The organism is Citrobacter sp. Cu231, assembly GCF_030332265.1.
Taxonomy (GTDB): Bacteria; Pseudomonadota; Gammaproteobacteria; order Enterobacterales; family Enterobacteriaceae; genus Citrobacter; species Citrobacter meridianamericanus.
Genome location: NZ_JAOWIE010000032.1, coordinates 735,365 through 751,815, shown reverse-complemented (window position 1 = coordinate 751,815; position 16,451 = coordinate 735,365). Strand labels below are relative to the sequence as shown.

Genomic DNA, 16,451 nt, shown 5'->3' with positions numbered 1-16,451 from the left:
AGAAAATCACCAGAAGTGACAAGTTATGTAAATTTGTAATGATAATTATTTGTATTATCATTTCGATCACTTATCTTACTGCCTTTGATTTTTAACAAAGGAAGTTTGACTATGCGTTTAAAACCTGTTGCCTCTGTCGTTCTGTCCTGTTTAGGATTTTCCAGCCCCTTTGTTTTCGCCGAAGATGTCATGGTGGTAACCGCGTCCGGTTACGAAAAGAAAATCACCAATGCCGCCGCCAGCGTCTCTGTAATTTCACAGCAAGAATTACAAACCAATAAATATAATGATTTAGGTGAAGCCCTGCGTTCTGTTGAAGGGGTAGATGTTGAAAGTAGCACCGGTAAAACCGGTGGTCTGGAGATCAGCATTCGTGGCATGCCCGCCAGCTATACCCTGCTTCTGATTGACGGTATTCGTCAGAATGGCAGTAGCGACGTGACGCCAAACGGCTTCTCTGCCATGAATACCAGTTTTATGCCTCCACTGGCGGCGATCGACCATATTGAGGTAATTCGCGGCCCGATGTCGACACTTTATGGCTCTGACGCAATCGGTGGCGTAGTCAATATCATCGCCAAAAAAAGCACCGACAAATGGAGCACTTCCATCAATACCGGCGTTAATCTGCAGGAGAGTAATAAGTGGGGTAACAGCACGGTCGCCAACTTCTGGTCAAGCGGCCCATTAATCGCAGGCGTACTGGATATGCAGGTGCGAGGAAGCACCACCCAACGTCAGGGTTCGAGTATCACTTCGTTGAGCGATACCTCTTCCACCCGCATACCTTATCCAACCGAGTCGGAAAACTACAATATCGGCACGCGACTCGACTGGAAAGCCAATGAAAGCAATACGCTGTGGCTGGATCTCGACGCCGCCAGACAGCGTTATGACAACGATGATGGTCAGTTGGGTAACCTGACGGGAGGTTATGATAAAACGCTGCGCTATGAGCGTAACAAAGTGACCCTCGGTCACGATACCGCCTTAACATTTGGTACTTGGAAATCCTCCCTTGGCTGGAACGAAACCGAGAACAAGGGCCGACAACTGGTCTCCTCCGCACTCACGCCAGAAAACGCCGGCCGGGCCGGTGATGCGCGTGAGCTTAAAAACACCAACGTCATTCTGGACTCCGTACTGCTGACGCCACTAGGTGATTCGCATCTGTTAACCCTCGGCGGAGAATACTGGGATGCGCGGATGAAAGATGGTGTGGTGCTGGCTAATACTGGCGAGACGTTCCATCAAAAAACATGGGCAGCCTATGCCGAAGATGAATGGCATATTCTCGACTCGCTGGCCTTAACCGCAGGGACGCGCTATGAACATAACGATGTCTTCGGTGGTCATCTCAGCCCGCGTGCGTATATGGTCTGGGACGTATCTGAGGAATGGACGCTCAAAGGCGGCGTAACGACCGGTTATAAAGCGCCATCACTGAGCCAGTTACATAACGGGATCAGCGGCGTAACCGCACAAGGAACGGTGAATACGGTCGGTAACCCGGACCTCAAACCGGAGGAAAGTATCAGCTACGAAACCGGGCTGTATTATGAGAACGACGCAGGGCTGAACGCCAACATAACCGGTTTCTATACCGAATATAAAAATAAAATTGTCTCGTATTCTATCGATGACAATACCAATAGCTATACCAACAGCGGTAAGGCGAGAACCGATGGCATTGAATTTGCCAGCACCTTCCCTCTTTGGTCGGATGTACTGACCCTATCCCTCAATTACACCTACACCCAGAGTAAGCAAAAAGACGGTGACAATAAAGGCGCGCCGTTAAGCTACACGCCAAAGCATATGGCTAACGCCCGTCTGAACTGGCAGGCAACGGATGATATGAACGCCTGGCTGAGCGCACGGTATCGCGGTAAAGCCCCACGCTTCACGGAAAATTACGACAATCTCAGCGCAGTACAAAAAGCCGTCTATGACGATAAAGGTGCTAATTTAAAAGCCTGGACCGTCCTGGACATGGGAATGTCTTACAAACTGACCAAAGATCTGACGCTGAATACGGCAATCAATAACGTGCTGGATAAAGACTTTAGCGAGGTTAAACTTTACCAGGTGGGCCGTAGTAGCACCTACGCGGGGGATTACTATCAGACGGCGCAATCAACCACCGGATACGTAAACCCAGGTCGCAACTATTGGGTATCCTTAAACTATCAGTTCTAATGTTATTTCCTCTTCCTGACGGGCTGTCAATGATAGCCCGTCAGGGATATGTTACATAATAATCACTGTCAAACAACGATGTTACAACAGCCTATTCTTTATAAGAGTATCATTAAAATAACGCCTGCTTTTTGTAACTAAAAGTAACGAGTCCGACTGCAATATTCTCACGAAGTAAGAAATCCGGAATCAAATTCATTCGCTCTATGAATATTTAGATTTTAAAAACCGAAAAATAAAACCCAATATCATCATATCTTCCTGATCTACATGCCATCACCCTCAAAAAAAACATTTATCATTACAATAATAAATATACATTCATAAAACCAATCATCTAGATTTAAAAAACAAAACGTAACATCTCTTTTATTTTATCCAGATACGCAATGTTATTATTTCGAAAATAACATCAACGGTAACCATCATGCTCATCACGCACGAAGTACTTTATAGAATAATCGGTGAAAGGATTTCCGATGATTGTATTATTTACTTGTCTGGACCGTCATCATTAGATACGCCCCTTGATATAATGCGTAGTAAAAACTGCATTTGCGTAAATGGTAGCGCAGGTTATTTGGTTAACAACAATATACCTGTATTTATCTATGTTGTTTGTGACGGTTCATTTTATGAAAATAATAAAGAATTATTTTATAAATATTGTACCTATGCCCAACATACTTTTATTAGTGAGGATGTTGTTAAAAGAGCTGACATGACCGAGAAAGAGAACTTACTCAGCACATGCTTTCTTTTAAAGGACATTTGCAAATCCAGAGGAGGCATTGGCCGAAAAATTCGTTATAAAATAAAATCCTTTGCTAATAAAAACCTTAAAATTAAGTGTTCAGCCTTCAGAAAAGTGAAAACGATCGCATTTTCAACTGATGTCACCTATGGCCATTTTGGTAGTGCAACGGTCGCATTTAGCGCATTACAAATAGCCATTAGCTTAAAGTTTGAAAGAATAATATTTTCTGGTTTAGATTTAAATGGGAGCTGTAAACGATTTTATAACGAAATAAATACGCAACCTACAACACTTCCAGCTGACTTTGAATTCATATTAAAGTCATTTTCTTTTGTAAGCAGCAATTATGACGGTAAAATCTTCAATCTTTCGTCCCAAACTGCTATTCCGTACGATGTAATTCCATTTATAAGTACGGAAGAAGCAGCTTGTTTCAGCATCCACTCGTGACTCAGTAATCACATTAAAATAGCTAAACAATTAATACAAAAACACCCCTTCCTGCACCATTAGATACAATACCAAAGCAATAACTCCAGCGATACCGCCTAAAAACAGGACCGCTGCAATCGCAAGTTGGTTGCGGTTTGTGTATTTCACATTGCTTTGCACATCCAACTTTTCTTTATTTCCTGAGACCGCCTCGTGACGTGAATCACACTCCATAGCGAATGTTATATCTGCCATACCGTTATCCAATTACTGTACAGGAAAACACAAATAACCATCACACTGCTAAGGATATAGGCTTTAAAGAACAGGAACTGAGATTTATCTCACGATAATCGCTGGATTGTTCACAGCTCAACCAGACATCTGACGCTTTTTGGGGGATGAATCTCATCCATTTCTCACCAAAAAACTTGACTTTTGATTTTGTTAACAGAACGCAGCGCTATCAAAACCTGAACTGTAGGTCCAGGAGGCCCATGAGGCCCATGAGGCCCAGGTAACACGTCAATACATTACACCTGGTATCAGGTTGAAAATAACTAAATCCTAATCTCCTATTGATAATAAGGATTTGTTAAGCTTTCTGCGATACGGTAGCAGCGACATATCGTTTGAGGAAAAAATAATGTCCAGGTTCTCAAAGCTTCAGATCCACTTACACTGGCTAACATTGATGTTAATAGCAATAACCTATGCAGCTATGGAGCTCCGTGGCTGGTTTCCCAAAGGCGGCAATGCTTACCTGTTGATGAAAGAGACCCATTACAATGCCGGCGTATTTGTTTGGTTTTTAATGATAGTGCGTTTAATTATTAAGCATAAATACAGTGACCCGGCCATCATACCTCCCCCACCAGCATGGCAACTGGCGTCTGCCAAATTGATGCATATCCTGCTCTATGTTTCTTTTCTGGCACTACCATTGTTAGGGATCTTAACGATGGCTTTCGGTGGTAAGAGTTGGACTTTTTTGGGATTAAATATTCCTCCTTTCGTTGACAGTAACGGAGAGATAAAGTCAGTTGTTAAGGACATTCACGAAACACTTGCCAATATTGGCTACTTCCTGATTGCAGCCCATGCTGGGGCAGCATTATTCCATCACTATATACAGAAGGATAATACGCTTGTGAGAATGATGCCGGAGTCTAAACACTTAAAATAACGGGAAATTACTTCATTCCGCATTGCAGACATGAAAGCATACAAGCTGTCATTATAACGGTTATTTATTAAATTTTGGCAAATAGTCAGACTGACAAACGCCAGTCTGACTATATGTACCATTCGTTCAGCGTTCCCTGGTTTCCGGCAAATTCCCCCATTTTCCAGGCTTATCCCATTTCCAGCAAGGCGCCGTAATGCGATTCATCATTGGCATACACGCCGGTGCTGTAAGCATTGACTGAACCTTTGCAACGGTCATCCGTCCGGTTTTCGCTTAAGCGGCTTATGAAAACCCTGCACCTACAAAGAATCATGCTGTAGTGAGATAGAGGGGATATTCAGGCATGGATTGCCTAAGAGGCCCATTCAGTTCTTGCCGTTTCGAATCGTGCCTGGCGATTTCAACATCGTTATGTTGTGGCATCGATTACGCCTTCTATTGAAATCCGCATAAAAACGCAGTATAAACCCTGTATATTCATCCAGCAAAGAGACAATGAGCAATGTTTGTGGAACTCGTTTATGACAAAAGGAATTTTGATGGACTGCCCCGTGCAAAAGATATCATTCTGGACGAATTAACAAAGAGAGTTCACCGAATCTTCCCCGATGCTGAGGTCCGGGTTAAACCGATGATGACCCTGCCAGCCATCAACACTGACGCGAGCAAACATGAGAAAGAACAGATAAGTCGTACTGTTCAGGAAATGTTTGAAGAGGCTGATATGTGGCTGGTTTCAGATTAAGTGCGTTCGATTCATCTTCCTTTACCCTATCCCGCTCGACTGTATTCTGCTGCTATGTGCAAATAGCTGTCACCACCGGGATTTCATGCAACAGTCAGTAATTCATCTGTGTTGAGGCCTGATTGAGTCGTATCAGGGTTAAATTATAAAGTGACCTTAACTGGAGAATTACTGATGGAGTGGGTAAACGCGTTGATGAACCATTTCGCGCTTCATCCTTTCAGCCTGTGGGGCCTTCTTTTTGGAATAGCATTCGCAAAATCTACGTTCCTCATTTCTGCTGTATTGCCGCCAGCATCTGTTATGTTGGTTGCTGTAATTTCTGTCGGAAAGGCGACGCTTTCACCATGGGAAGCGGGAATTGCTGTAATGATTGGAGCATGGTGCGGGACAATTGTTAATTATCATCTTGGAATGATGATGGGACACCTGGCCTGGCTTGCACGCATAATGTCCCATCATGCCGATACAGTAGTACGGGTTCGACGCCGGTTGCAAAACAGTTCAGTACCGATACTTTTTACTTCACGCTTTATTGCCGTACTCCGTTATATTGTGCCACTAGTGGCTGGAATGTTGCGGCTTCATCCAGTGAAAGTATATGTAGTCAGTCTGATATCTGCGGCGAGCTGGTCAGCACTTTATGTTGGAGGCTTTACTCTCGTTTTGCCTTTTATTAGCTAAATCGCTCATAACGAGCCCACAACAAGCCTTGATGACTCCCTGCTAACGAGTGGATAATAAGACAGGGAAACAATTTCATTGCAGGCACGTTCAACACGCTACCGTTAATTGCAAACCTCGATGGTAAAGATCTTACAGTCGCAATGTTAAATCTTGCGGGTAAGGATCAAAGTAATTTTGCGTCAGCAGGTAGCCGTCCGGGTATTCCGCCAGATAATGTTTCAACAGCGTCATCGGGGCCAATATGGGCAGTAGCCCGGCGCGATAATTAAGGATAACCTCGCGTAACTCACCGCGTTGGCGCATCGTTAACTGATTACGGAAGTACCCTTGAATGTGCATCAGCACGTTAGTGTGATTTTTACGCGAGGCCGGTTTCTTCAGGATTGCCATTAATTTGTCGCGGTAGACCGCAAAAAACGCGTCCAGATCGTCCCACTCATGCAGTGATGCGACAAATGGACCAATTTCCCGGTATCCGGCCTGATGGTGGGCCAACAATTGCAGTTTATAACGGCTATGAAATTCCAGTAGCGTCCGCCGCGTCAGACCATTTTGGCGCAGCGTATTGAGCTCATGTAACGCGAAAACACGTTCGACGAAGTTTTCACGCAGAACCGGATCGTGCAGCCGTCCATCCTCCTCAACCGGCAGCCACGGATATTTCTCCATCAGCGCAGCAGTAAAGCGCCCTACCCCGTCTTTACGCCCACGATTCCCTTTTTCATCATATAAACGCACGCGTTCCATGCCACAGCTGGGGGATTTGGCACAGACAATAAAACCAGACAATGTTTCCAGCCCAGCCAGATACATCTCGCAAAAGTCGTCCATTTTGTCGGTTACGTCTTCGTGAGGGGCATGGCTAAAACGCATACGGATATCCCCGGTCGTCGTCTGTACCAGCCGCAGCGCCGGTCGGGGGACAGGCAAGCCCATCGCCATCTCCGGGCAAATTGGCCGGAAAGTCACCCAGTGGGCCAGCCTCTCCATCACAAATTCTGCCCGCTTATGCCCGCCGTCAAAGCGAACGGCAGCCCCCGTTAAACAGCCGCTGATCCCAACGATGGGTTGCATTTTCATGGCGTCTTCCTCGCTATTGCGTTTTACGGGAGAAGAAGAGCGTCACCGTGCCGACGGTGAGACCAAATTTCTTCATCTCCGTTTTATTAAACAAATGGTTAGCATCCTGCAGGTACATCCAGTCATCAAAATTCAGCAACCAGGTTCTGCCGCTGGCTTTCACATTCATACTGTAATGCCAGTTGAACGCGTTGCCCGCTGCTTGCCCCTTCGCCACGCCTTCAATATCGCCAGCGGTACCTTCGTAACGATCGGCGCTGACTTTACGGATATGCCATACACGCTGCTGCTTCTCTCCATCGTCGTACACAAAGCGTTCATTGAGGGTCAATGTGTCCCCCACCACATCGCCGTTAATATCGACATGGAAACGACGAAGCTGTTTACCGCTGCGATCCTGAACCATCCCCCATGCTTGCGTTTCTCCCTGAAAATACTGAAAGATATCCAGCGTCGGCTGCTGCTGGCGATACTCAGTAATTTCGGCGCTACAACCAGAAAGTTGCATCATCAGCGGTAAGCTTAGGGCTAATAAACGTTTCATTTATTACCTCCAGTGAGCTGCTGCCGCAGCTCAGGATATTGCGTACGGGAACCCAGCCAGACAGCGAGAAAGTTTTCGCTGAACGCCGCCGACTGTGGTGGGCCAAGCGGGATGAAATGCCTTTGTGCCACTGACAAGCGATACCAAAATTGCCCCTGCTTATCCTGGAAGACAAAAACCAGTTGTGTACCCGGCGCAACGTCTGGCCATAGCTCACCCAACATGCGAAGCCAGGACTCACTCTGCGCTTCCCGTGCCAAAATACCCTGCGCTCGCCACTGATCACGGGTGGCATCCACCAGTTCTTGCCGTTCAATATTGCGCTGATAGGTGATAATCAGTGCCTGATCCTCTTTCAACCCACGATAGCGCCCATCCGGAGTGCGTAATTGTGAGTTATAGATCGTGAATGGCCCCCAGGTGAGCGTCGCATCACCGACTTTCCGCCAGCTTAACCAGTCTGTGGCACCTGCAAACGGCGCAATCGCCATTACTCCCAGCAGTATCAGTAAGGCAAGTTTCATTGGTGTCTCCCCATAAAAATATGAAAAAACAGCATCAACACCAGCCAGCCCGTCGCCATTAAACCGACCACAATAAATGTCGGCTCCAGAAAAGTAATGGCTCCCAAACGCTCTCCTATCAGATAAGCGATCGGTCCACCACCGGTGGCCATGATTACCAGCATCCATCCTGGCAAGGAGGTCGAACAGGTGAGGTGCGTCCACATGACGGCGAACATGAGCCAGAGCGCAAGCATCCATAACGGCAACAATGCTTCGCCGTGAAAATCGATCAACCCGGTCAGCGCCCACAACGCATCCAAACCACCGCCCGCAGCTGTCAGCATTAACGCGCACAGTCGTTGCGCCGCAGGCAACATGAAGCAGGCCAGAATAGCCAGACCAAGCCATAACACCAGACCGCGCTCACGAAATAACACCACCATGAACCAGTACAGATCGAACCCGACAGCCAGGAGAAAGACCTGTAAATGGCGCTTCATGGACGCTCCGCCGTCAGTTGCACCACACTGATTGTGCGGGCGTTAAATCCGGCTTCGCAGTAACCGAAGTAGTACAACCACATACGGCGAAAACGCTCATCAAAGCCCAGCTTTTCAATTTCATGCCAGCCGTGAACAAATCCTTGCCGCCAGTGCGCAAGAGTCCGGGCGTAGTCGGGCCCCATATCGAACAGGTTGCGAACCACAAAGTCAGTATGTTTTGTCATCAGGCCGCTCATCGCGGTGATGCTGGGTAAAAAACCTCCCGGAAAGATATAGCGCTGAATAAAATCGACACTTTTACTGTAATCGCGATAGCGCTGATCCTGAATGGTAATCGCCTGAAGCACCATTTTGCCCCCAGGGCGCAGGCGTGCCTGACACGTACGGAAAAACGTCGGCAGATAGCGCTGCCCCACCGCTTCGATCATTTCAACTGATACCAGTTTGTCGAATTCCCCGGTCAGGTCGCGGTAGTCGCAGAGCAATACGGTGACTCTCTCCTGTAAACCAGCGCGGGCAATGCGCGCTTTCGCCCAGGCAAACTGCTCCTGCGACAGGGTCGTGGTGGTCACCCGGCATCCGTAATGACGCGCGGCGTATTCCGCCATCGCTCCCCAGCCGGTCCCAATTTCCAACAGATGATCATTCGCGGTCAGCGCCAGCTGATCGCAAAGTCGCGCCATTTTGGCCTGCTGAGCCTGCGCTAACGACTGCTCGGGGCAGGTGAACAAGGCGCTGGAATAGAGTAAATCCTCATCCAGAAAGTGCGCGTAAAAGGCATTGCCGAGATCGTAATGCGCGGCAATGTTTTCTTTTGCCTGTTGCCGATGGTTGCGGCGCGTCCAATGACGTAAACGCTCAACGGGTCGGCCAAGCAGGCGGAATCCACTTTCCAGTCGCCCCAGCAGGGTGCTGTTGAGCGCAAATATTTGCAATAACGGCGTGAGCTGCTGCGTTTCCCACTCTCCATCCATCCAGGACTCTGCCGCTGCAAGACTTCCCCCCGTCAACACCCGCCAATACACTGTGGGCGAAACAATATGTACGTCGGCGCGTAATTCAGCCGAAACATCACCAAAATGAAAGACCTGGGCCCCTTCCCGCACCGTGACTGAACCCTGACAAAGGCCGCTCAGCATACGAAAAAGGAACCAACGCGCAACACGCAGGTTGCGCGGAATATCGGGTTCAATCGCAAAGGTGGGATCGGTCATGATCGTTCACTCCTGCTCACGGGATGATTGTAGAGAGGGACTCGCTTGAGCCACAGTCGTAGCGCCTGCCAGTAAATCGCTGACACCGTTTTCAGCGTCATTATCGGCAGTCGTCGCAGCAACGTGCGTAAACTTGCCGGCGTCAACGGCTCGCGTTTGAGCATCAGGGTGGCATCAAAAATTTTCTCTGCCTGATGGTTTTCGATATGCATATGCAGCGTTTTACCCGGCGAGTTAAATCGCCAGTGATAGACCATATCCATCGGATTAAACGGCGATACATGGAACGCTTTTTCCAGTGGCCGCTTTTCCTGCGCATCTACGGCATAGTAATGACGCTCATTCCACGGCGTATTGCGGACCTCCGCCAGCACCCAGCGCAGGATCTGCGCGCGGTCATAGCAGTAGTAAAAATTGACCGGATTAAAATGAAAACCGAAATAGCGCAACTGCGTCAGGAGCATCACGCGACCTTCAGGACGATCGCCCGTCAGGCTGGCAAGCTGATTCAGCACGTTCTCTTTTAACGGGGTTCCCAGCGGGTAATCCGCATCATGAAAAGCAGTTGCAGCGAAGCGATTACGTTTCACGCCCACGCCCGGAAGCTGAGCGAGCTCGTCCAGATCGAGCCAAGCCATAAACACCTGATAAGTAAACTGGTGCGTGGCCGGCTGAAGGCGTCGGTGGCGTAATACGCCGTGGTACAGGCAGCTGTTCATCTTAGCGCCCCTCTCCTGCGGCAATGCCGTGTACCACATCCAGCGCACTGCGTACGCCATCTTCGTGAAAACCGTTGTACCAGTAAGCACCGCAGAACCAGCTCCGATGCTGACCGTTGATCTCAGCGCGACGCGCCTGCGCCCGCCAGCTTTCAGGGTTAAACAACGGATGCTCGTAAACAAAGCGTCCCCAGACGAAGCGGTCGTCGATGGGGATGTCCGGATTGAGGGTCACGCAAAATAGCGGGCTTCCTTCAGGCAATCCCTGGAGAATATTCATGTTATAGGTGACGCAAGCGCTGGCCCTCTCTTGCTCACTCAGGCGGTAATTCCAGCTTGCCCACGCGCGTTCGCGTACCGGTAACCAGCGGCGATCGCTGTGCAACACAACCTCGTTACGTTGCCAGCCAATTGCGCCCAGCACGTCACGTTCTGCTGGGGTCGCATCCTCAAGTAAAGCCAGAGCCTGCGAGGAATGGCAGGCGAAGATCACCTGATCAAATGTCTGTATTGATCCTGCCAATTGTATTTTGACGCCGCTGTCGTAGCGAATAACCTGCTGAACAGGTGAATTGAGGTGCAATTTCAGACGATCGCCCAGCTTCGCCAGCATGACACGAATGTATTCGCGCGATCCGCCCGGCACCACATACCATTGCGGTCGATGCCAGATATCCAACAAGCCATGGTGCTCAAAGAACCGTAAGAACAGCGCCAGTGGAAAACGGCGCATCTCCTGAAGTGAAGATGACCATATGGCCGCGCCCATCGGCAAAATATAATGCCGCGCAAAGAACACGCTGAAGTGGTGTTGGTCGAGGAAGGTCTGAAGCGTCGCGTTCACATCGGTCTCATTTAATGCCTGTTTCGCCAGACGATTAAAACGGACAATCTCTTTCAGCATTCCCCAATATGCGGGGTTGACCAGATTTCGACGTTGGGCAAACAATGAAGTCAGCGTATGACCGCTATACTCCATACCGCTTTGCGGATTATGCACCGAGAAGCTCATCTGCGTTTTTTGCCCCTGAATGCCGAGTTCGCTCAGCAAGCCCATAAAACGCGGATAGGTTCGGTCGTTATAGACGATAAAGCCGCTATCAATCGCGAAACTCCCGTGCGGAGTCGCCACATCCACTGTCGCAGTATGGCCGCCAGGGGTCGACGCCGCTTCAAAAAGCGATACCTGATGGTGTCCGGCCAGACGCCAGGCGCAGGTTAGTCCGGCAATACCACTGCCAATGATAGCAATTTTCATGAACGTACCATCCTGCGCAGCAACATGCGCTGGAAACACTCAGGCAGCCCGGCCAACAGACGCAGCAGCACGCCAAAGCCTGTCGGGAAGGCAATATGATTTTTTCCTTTCACCAGGCCACGGCGAATCGCCTTCACCGCCTGCTCTACACTTACCTGACCGGGCATAGGAAAATCGTTTTTACGGGTAAGCGGGGTATCGACAAATCCTGGCGAAACGACAGTCACGGCGACACCTTTCGGTTCCCAGTCCAGACGCAAACTGTTAGCAAACCAGGTTAGCGCCGCTTTAGACGCGCCATAGGCTTCAGCCCGAGGAAACGGCATCCAGTGCGCCATCGAACTGACCAGCACCACGCGGCTACCGGAGGTTAACTGCGTCTGAAGCGCTTCCAGGCAGTTGATGGGGCCCAGATAATTCGTCGCCATCACCCGTTCAACCTTCTCGGCATCTATCCAGCCGTGGTCGAGATATTCGCAGGTTCCGGCGCAGAGAATAACCAGTTCGGGTTTGCAGTCCGCCAGCGCCTGGCGACAGGCGTCCCTGTCTGTCATATCGAACAGGCGTACTGTAATGTTGGCATGGGATTGGCGCAATTGTTCCAGCCGTTCAGGGTTGCGACCACAGGCAATCACGTGACAGCCGTCATCGGCCCATGACTTTGCCAGCCCGGCCCCAATCCCGGAGCTTGCGCCAGTAATGAGGACAGTCATCATGCGCGCACCCTCCTTTTCACACCGCGAACGGCCCAGCCCAACAGTGGCAGATGCTCATAGAGCATCTCACCGGCATCGTAATAATCACGCTGGCGAAAAATCTTCTCACCATGCGTCTCTACCATTGAACATCCCGGCAAAGATCGTATTTCTCCACCAGAAATCCGCGGATGCGACCAGTACATGGTCCAGGTCACGGCAAACCGCCCGCTCTCACAAAGCGGCGGATCTATAGCAAAACGGCAGGCGTTTACATTCGCCAGGAGGTGCGAGAAATAGCGCTGGATGGCAAACAGCCCGTTATGTTCCCCGAACGGATCGACAAGTACCGCATGCACGTCGTACAACCCGGCAAGCGCGGGGACAGGCTGGCGATCCAAACTGGCGTAGTAATCCACAAACCTGTCGATAACGGATGGCTGTGCGCGCATAGCTCTTACCCTTAAGTGAACCACATGACGTAGTGGCATAATTAAAACTTACACAAACACTTAAATTTGTCCAAGTTTTTGCTAAAAAATATTTATAAATCTATTTAATTCAATAAATTAGAAATAATTATTTTTAGATAAATCATTCAGAAGCTACTAAAGCAGTGGCTGATCGACACACAGGAAAGGTCGTGACAGAGGATTAAAGCGGGATCACTTCGAGGGAGTTGACCTGTTGCTGCCAGAGCTCTATCTGTTTTTTACGCGCCGCAGTGAGCTTACCAGACGTCACCAGCAGCCATTTTCGCTCGGGAAAAATCTCAGGCGCAAGCGTCTCGGGCGGCACGGGAAGCACATCAATGCGCAGTCCCTGTCCGGTACGACAAAGCGCTTCAAGCCAGATTTCGCAGGGGTCGGTAAGATGCCAGCCGGTAATCAGGTAGTTATCGCCCGGCGCACGCTTATCCCCTTCCAGACAAAATGAGGTGTAAGAAATGATAATGCCATCAAGGATTTCACGCAGTGTCATGATAGCCGGCACGTTGGCCGAGACCTGACTTCGCAGAGGTCGCAACACCTCACTCACCAATTCAGGACGAGGATACTCGCGGCCCGCATCATAAATAAGCTGGCGCAGGGATTCAATTTTCCCTTCATTCAGGCGCTGCAGCATACTCTCTTGCAGGGTGAGCCAGTTATTCGTTCGCCGGGCGCCAGGGCGGGCCAGCAACGGTTTTACCTGACTAATTGGTACGCCTTTTTTCACCCAATCGAGAATTTTAAGCGCCTGCCGGATATCGTCATCGCTATACAACCGGTGCCCACCATCCGTACGCTGTGGTTTGAGAAGTCCATAACGACGTTGCCAGGCACGCAGCGTTGTGGCGGTTATTCCACAAAGCCGCGCAAATTCACCGATGGAATAGGACATACAGAACACCTGATAACAAAGAATACGCTCAATATACTACGAACTACGTTGGATTAGATAAGCGAAAACTACTTGCCTTACAATTGCTAAATACCATACAACCGCCTTCAGGAAGACGTAAACAAAATAACCTGAGAGTAGCGCGCAATTTTTCAATTCTAACTAATTGATATATTAGGCTATTAACTTTACGGCTTCCTGGTAGCTGTTGTTCCTAAAATATTTTTACTTTTTGAAGATTTTCCCCTGCGTTCCGGCATCCGTATCCCGCCAGACATCCTCACCTTTCACGCGACGGTCTCCCTGGAGGGTATAAATCACCATCCCCTGCTTGAACTGCAGCCCACCATCTATTTTTGTGGCATGTACGCTCTTTCCATTGACGATGACTTTATCATTTTTATCAATACTGATGTTCGCAACCGTATCACCGCTATCACTCAAAGCTAACCACTTACCTGCATAAGGACTGGTTGCTGATGCTGTGGTATCGCTGCTCTCATTAACAAAACCAGCTTTTGCATTTTCAGCTTTAGATTTGTTGATATCACAACCTTGCGCCTCAGAGACCTGAGTACAACCAGACTGCTCAAGTTTATGCCGATAATCTTTATTGATAGCCCAGGTAGTGGATGTGAACAGCATAGAAACTAATGACAGGCAAATAACTACCCTTTTTGTACACATAGTGCGACCTCACGATGATAAGCCCAGATGAGAAGCAGCGAATAGCTACCCTTCTAAAATCTTAGTCAAGATCGTAGATACCTGTTATAAAAAGAGTATCACCATTCGATTTTTTGATAAATTTTTAAGCAGCAAGGGGCAATGAGCAAGATAGTTATTCGAATACCGACTGCTGTTGCTACGGTACAATGTGACAAACTAATCAAGGCCGAATAGCAACCATCTTGATGCGTAAAAAGACGAAAAGATAATGCGATGTTAAAAATGAAAGAAAACAACATTAATATCAACCGAATTCACTTTCTTTATGAGGCGTTGGCCAGGAGACATGCTTCCCCTGAAGATAAATACCTGGCCATTCTGAATGAAGGATTGAAAGCCTTTGACCTGTCTCTTGGTATTATTAGTCAGATAGAGGGTGAGCGTTACTCTCTACTTGCGGTTTCTCCAACAAGTGGAGACATTTCAGCTGGTATGGTTTTTGATCTGAAAAACACTTATTGTCAGCAAGTGGTCAGAGAAAATAGAATAATAAGCGTTGAACATGCAGGAACACATCCTGACTTTAATTCCCATCCAGTCTACATTGGTATGAGGCTGGAAAGTTATATCTCAGCGCCAATATGGGTGAGAGAAAAATTATGGGGCACAATCAATTTCTCCTCCACTCAGATAAGAACCATAGAATTCTCTGAGGATGACTATGAATTTATTAGTTTAATGGCCGAGGGTATTGGTTCGTTAATCGAGATAAATTTATTAATCAGTGAAAATGAAATTGTTATTTCAGCACTACAAAAAAACAATGACATACTCGAAGCTATTTTTAAGAACTCAACTATCGGGATGGCTCTTGTCGCTTCTTCTGGCCAATGGAAAAAAGTTAACAATTCACTGACCCGTATGCTGGGATATACTGAAGAACATCTGCTTTCCATTAACTTTCAAAATATAACCCACCCCGATGATTTAAGCACTGATTTAAAACAATTAGATGCACTTTCTCGAGGAGAAATTCCATTCTACCAACTAGAAAAGAGATATCTGACAGCGACCGGGAATTATATCTGGATACTTCTGAGTGTTTCTTTGGTACGCGAAGATAATGGTGAAGTCAAATATTATATTGCTCAGATACAAAGTATTAATGAGCGTAAAAAGATGGAAATTGAGCTCAAAAAGCAAAAGGAGGAGTTACACAAAATCAATACTATGCTGGAGCGAATGGCCACTGAGGACAGTCTGACGGAGATTGCAAATCGCCGAAAGTTTATGCTCTGGTTTGAGAATGAAATGACCAGAATGGCGCGACATCCCGTACCGGTGTCACTTGCCATTGCCGATATCGATTTTTTTAAATCATATAATGATTCCTATGGCCACCAGGAAGGTGACTATGCACTTAAGAATATCGCCAAAGAACTTAGCCATACCCTGCGAAGCCAAGATAAAGTCGCACGATTTGGTGGTGAGGAATTTATCATGCTTTTCCCTGAAACGGATGAAAAAGGCTGTTTTTTGGCTTGCGAAAGATTAAGGAAAAGCATTGAGAAACTGAGCTCGCTCAGAAGACCGGTCACAATCAGTATTGGTGCAGTAACCTACCATCCCAGAGAAGGGAAGCTTGTTACCTTTGATGATTTATTGAAAGTGGCAGACTCCAAACTCTATGATGCTAAAAGGTCTGGGCGAAATAAGGTAAAAGTAGTCAATTTAGCAGACCATCAGGGCTAATCGAGTCTCTATCTCGACGCGAACCCGCTCAATTGGTTCTTAATCAGAACGACACCGTTGCAGCTGCGGGCAGTGGTATGGATGTGGGTCTTTCTACCATGACCGATGGGTAAAGCAGT

At 48.0% G+C, this 16,451-nt stretch carries 18 protein-coding genes; 6 read left to right on the top strand and 12 right to left on the bottom strand.

Going from position 1 to position 16,451, the window contains the following annotated elements:
* The first annotated feature begins 111 nt into the window (after positions 1-111).
* Together OGY15_RS10085 and waaZ are read left to right on the top strand one after the other, a co-directional pair.
* Positions 112-2,199 (top strand): TonB-dependent receptor, encoded by a 2,088-nt coding sequence (locus tag OGY15_RS10085; protein ID WP_286539002.1) that lies wholly within the window; start codon positions 112-114, stop codon positions 2,197-2,199.
* A gap of 427 nt (positions 2,200-2,626) precedes the next feature.
* Positions 2,627-3,406 carry a 3-deoxy-D-manno-oct-2-ulosonate III transferase WaaZ gene (gene waaZ / locus OGY15_RS10080; protein WP_151225346.1) on the top strand — a complete coding sequence of 260 codons (780 nt, stop codon included), beginning with the start codon at positions 2,627-2,629 and terminating at the stop codon, positions 3,404-3,406.
* 30 nt (positions 3,407-3,436) lie between these two features.
* Here waaZ and OGY15_RS10075 read toward each other — a convergent pair whose 3' ends face one another.
* Positions 3,437-3,643 (bottom strand): hypothetical protein, encoded by a 207-nt coding sequence (locus OGY15_RS10075; protein WP_151218962.1) that lies wholly within the window; start codon positions 3,641-3,643, stop codon positions 3,437-3,439.
* Positions 3,644-4,034: 391 nt separating this feature from the next.
* On the opposite strand from OGY15_RS10075, the gene cybB reads away from it, so the two are divergent.
* The 3 genes from cybB (at position 4,035) to OGY15_RS10060 (ending at position 6,006) form a co-directional block, all read left to right on the top strand.
* Positions 4,035-4,574, top strand: a complete 540-nt coding sequence (gene cybB / locus OGY15_RS10070; RefSeq protein WP_151218961.1) for a cytochrome b561 — start codon at positions 4,035-4,037, stop codon at positions 4,572-4,574.
* A gap of 505 nt (positions 4,575-5,079) precedes the next feature.
* On the top strand, positions 5,080-5,322 hold the full coding sequence (locus OGY15_RS10065) for a DinI family protein (RefSeq protein ID WP_151218960.1): 243 nt from the start codon (positions 5,080-5,082) through the stop codon (positions 5,320-5,322).
* Between the two features lie 174 nt (positions 5,323-5,496).
* On the top strand, positions 5,497-6,006 hold the full coding sequence (locus OGY15_RS10060; protein ID WP_151218959.1) for a DedA family protein: 510 nt from the start codon (positions 5,497-5,499) through the stop codon (positions 6,004-6,006).
* A 132-nt stretch (positions 6,007-6,138) separates the two neighbouring features.
* On the opposite strand, the gene OGY15_RS10055 is transcribed toward OGY15_RS10060, so the two are convergent.
* The 11 genes from OGY15_RS10055 to OGY15_RS10005 all read right to left on the bottom strand — a co-directional run bounded on the left by OGY15_RS10055 (position 6,139) and on the right by OGY15_RS10005 (position 14,556).
* Complete coding sequence (locus OGY15_RS10055) at positions 6,139-7,089, bottom strand: YbgA family protein (protein ID WP_286539001.1); 951 nt, start codon at positions 7,087-7,089, stop codon at positions 6,139-6,141.
* Positions 7,090-7,102: 13 nt separating this feature from the next.
* A complete protein-coding gene (locus tag OGY15_RS10050) occupies positions 7,103-7,633 on the bottom strand; it encodes a DUF3833 domain-containing protein (protein WP_151218957.1) in 531 nt (176 codons plus the stop codon).
* The gene (locus OGY15_RS10045) at positions 7,630-8,157 is read right to left on the bottom strand and encodes a hypothetical protein (protein WP_151218956.1); all 528 of its coding nucleotides are present in this window, start codon (positions 8,155-8,157) and stop codon (positions 7,630-7,632) included. Before OGY15_RS10045 ends, OGY15_RS10050 begins: the two co-directional genes overlap by 4 nt.
* Complete coding sequence (locus OGY15_RS10040) at positions 8,154-8,639, bottom strand: DUF2878 domain-containing protein (protein ID WP_187252571.1); 486 nt, start codon at positions 8,637-8,639, stop codon at positions 8,154-8,156. The genes OGY15_RS10045 and OGY15_RS10040 overlap by 4 nt, the downstream gene beginning before the upstream one ends.
* Positions 8,636-9,856: an SAM-dependent methyltransferase gene (locus OGY15_RS10035; RefSeq protein WP_286539000.1), complete on the bottom strand. Its 1,221-nt coding sequence runs from the start codon at positions 9,854-9,856 to the stop codon at positions 8,636-8,638. Before OGY15_RS10035 ends, OGY15_RS10040 begins: the two co-directional genes overlap by 4 nt.
* The gene (locus OGY15_RS10030) at positions 9,853-10,575 is read right to left on the bottom strand and encodes a DUF1365 domain-containing protein (protein ID WP_151225343.1); all 723 of its coding nucleotides are present in this window, start codon (positions 10,573-10,575) and stop codon (positions 9,853-9,855) included. The genes OGY15_RS10035 and OGY15_RS10030 overlap by 4 nt, the downstream gene beginning before the upstream one ends.
* Before the next feature lies 1 nt (position 10,576).
* Positions 10,577-11,833: an NAD(P)/FAD-dependent oxidoreductase gene (locus OGY15_RS10025; RefSeq protein ID WP_286538999.1), complete on the bottom strand. Its 1,257-nt coding sequence runs from the start codon at positions 11,831-11,833 to the stop codon at positions 10,577-10,579.
* Positions 11,830-12,549: an SDR family NAD(P)-dependent oxidoreductase gene (locus tag OGY15_RS10020; RefSeq protein WP_151218951.1), complete on the bottom strand. Its 720-nt coding sequence runs from the start codon at positions 12,547-12,549 to the stop codon at positions 11,830-11,832. Before OGY15_RS10020 ends, OGY15_RS10025 begins: the two co-directional genes overlap by 4 nt.
* Positions 12,546-12,980: a nuclear transport factor 2 family protein gene (locus OGY15_RS10015; protein WP_151218950.1), complete on the bottom strand. Its 435-nt coding sequence runs from the start codon at positions 12,978-12,980 to the stop codon at positions 12,546-12,548. The genes OGY15_RS10020 and OGY15_RS10015 overlap by 4 nt, the downstream gene beginning before the upstream one ends.
* Before the next feature lie 202 nt (positions 12,981-13,182).
* Positions 13,183-13,911, bottom strand: coding sequence for a MerR family transcriptional regulator (locus tag OGY15_RS10010; protein WP_286538998.1), 729 nt, complete (start codon positions 13,909-13,911; stop codon positions 13,183-13,185).
* A gap of 225 nt (positions 13,912-14,136) precedes the next feature.
* Complete coding sequence (locus OGY15_RS10005) at positions 14,137-14,556, bottom strand: hypothetical protein (protein WP_286538997.1); 420 nt, start codon at positions 14,554-14,556, stop codon at positions 14,137-14,139.
* Between the two features lie 297 nt (positions 14,557-14,853).
* Here OGY15_RS10005 and OGY15_RS10000 point away from each other — a divergent pair, with 297 nt between their 5' ends.
* The gene (locus tag OGY15_RS10000) at positions 14,854-16,332 is read left to right on the top strand and encodes a sensor domain-containing diguanylate cyclase (RefSeq protein ID WP_286538996.1); all 1,479 of its coding nucleotides are present in this window, start codon (positions 14,854-14,856) and stop codon (positions 16,330-16,332) included.
* Positions 16,333-16,451 lie beyond the last annotated feature (119 nt).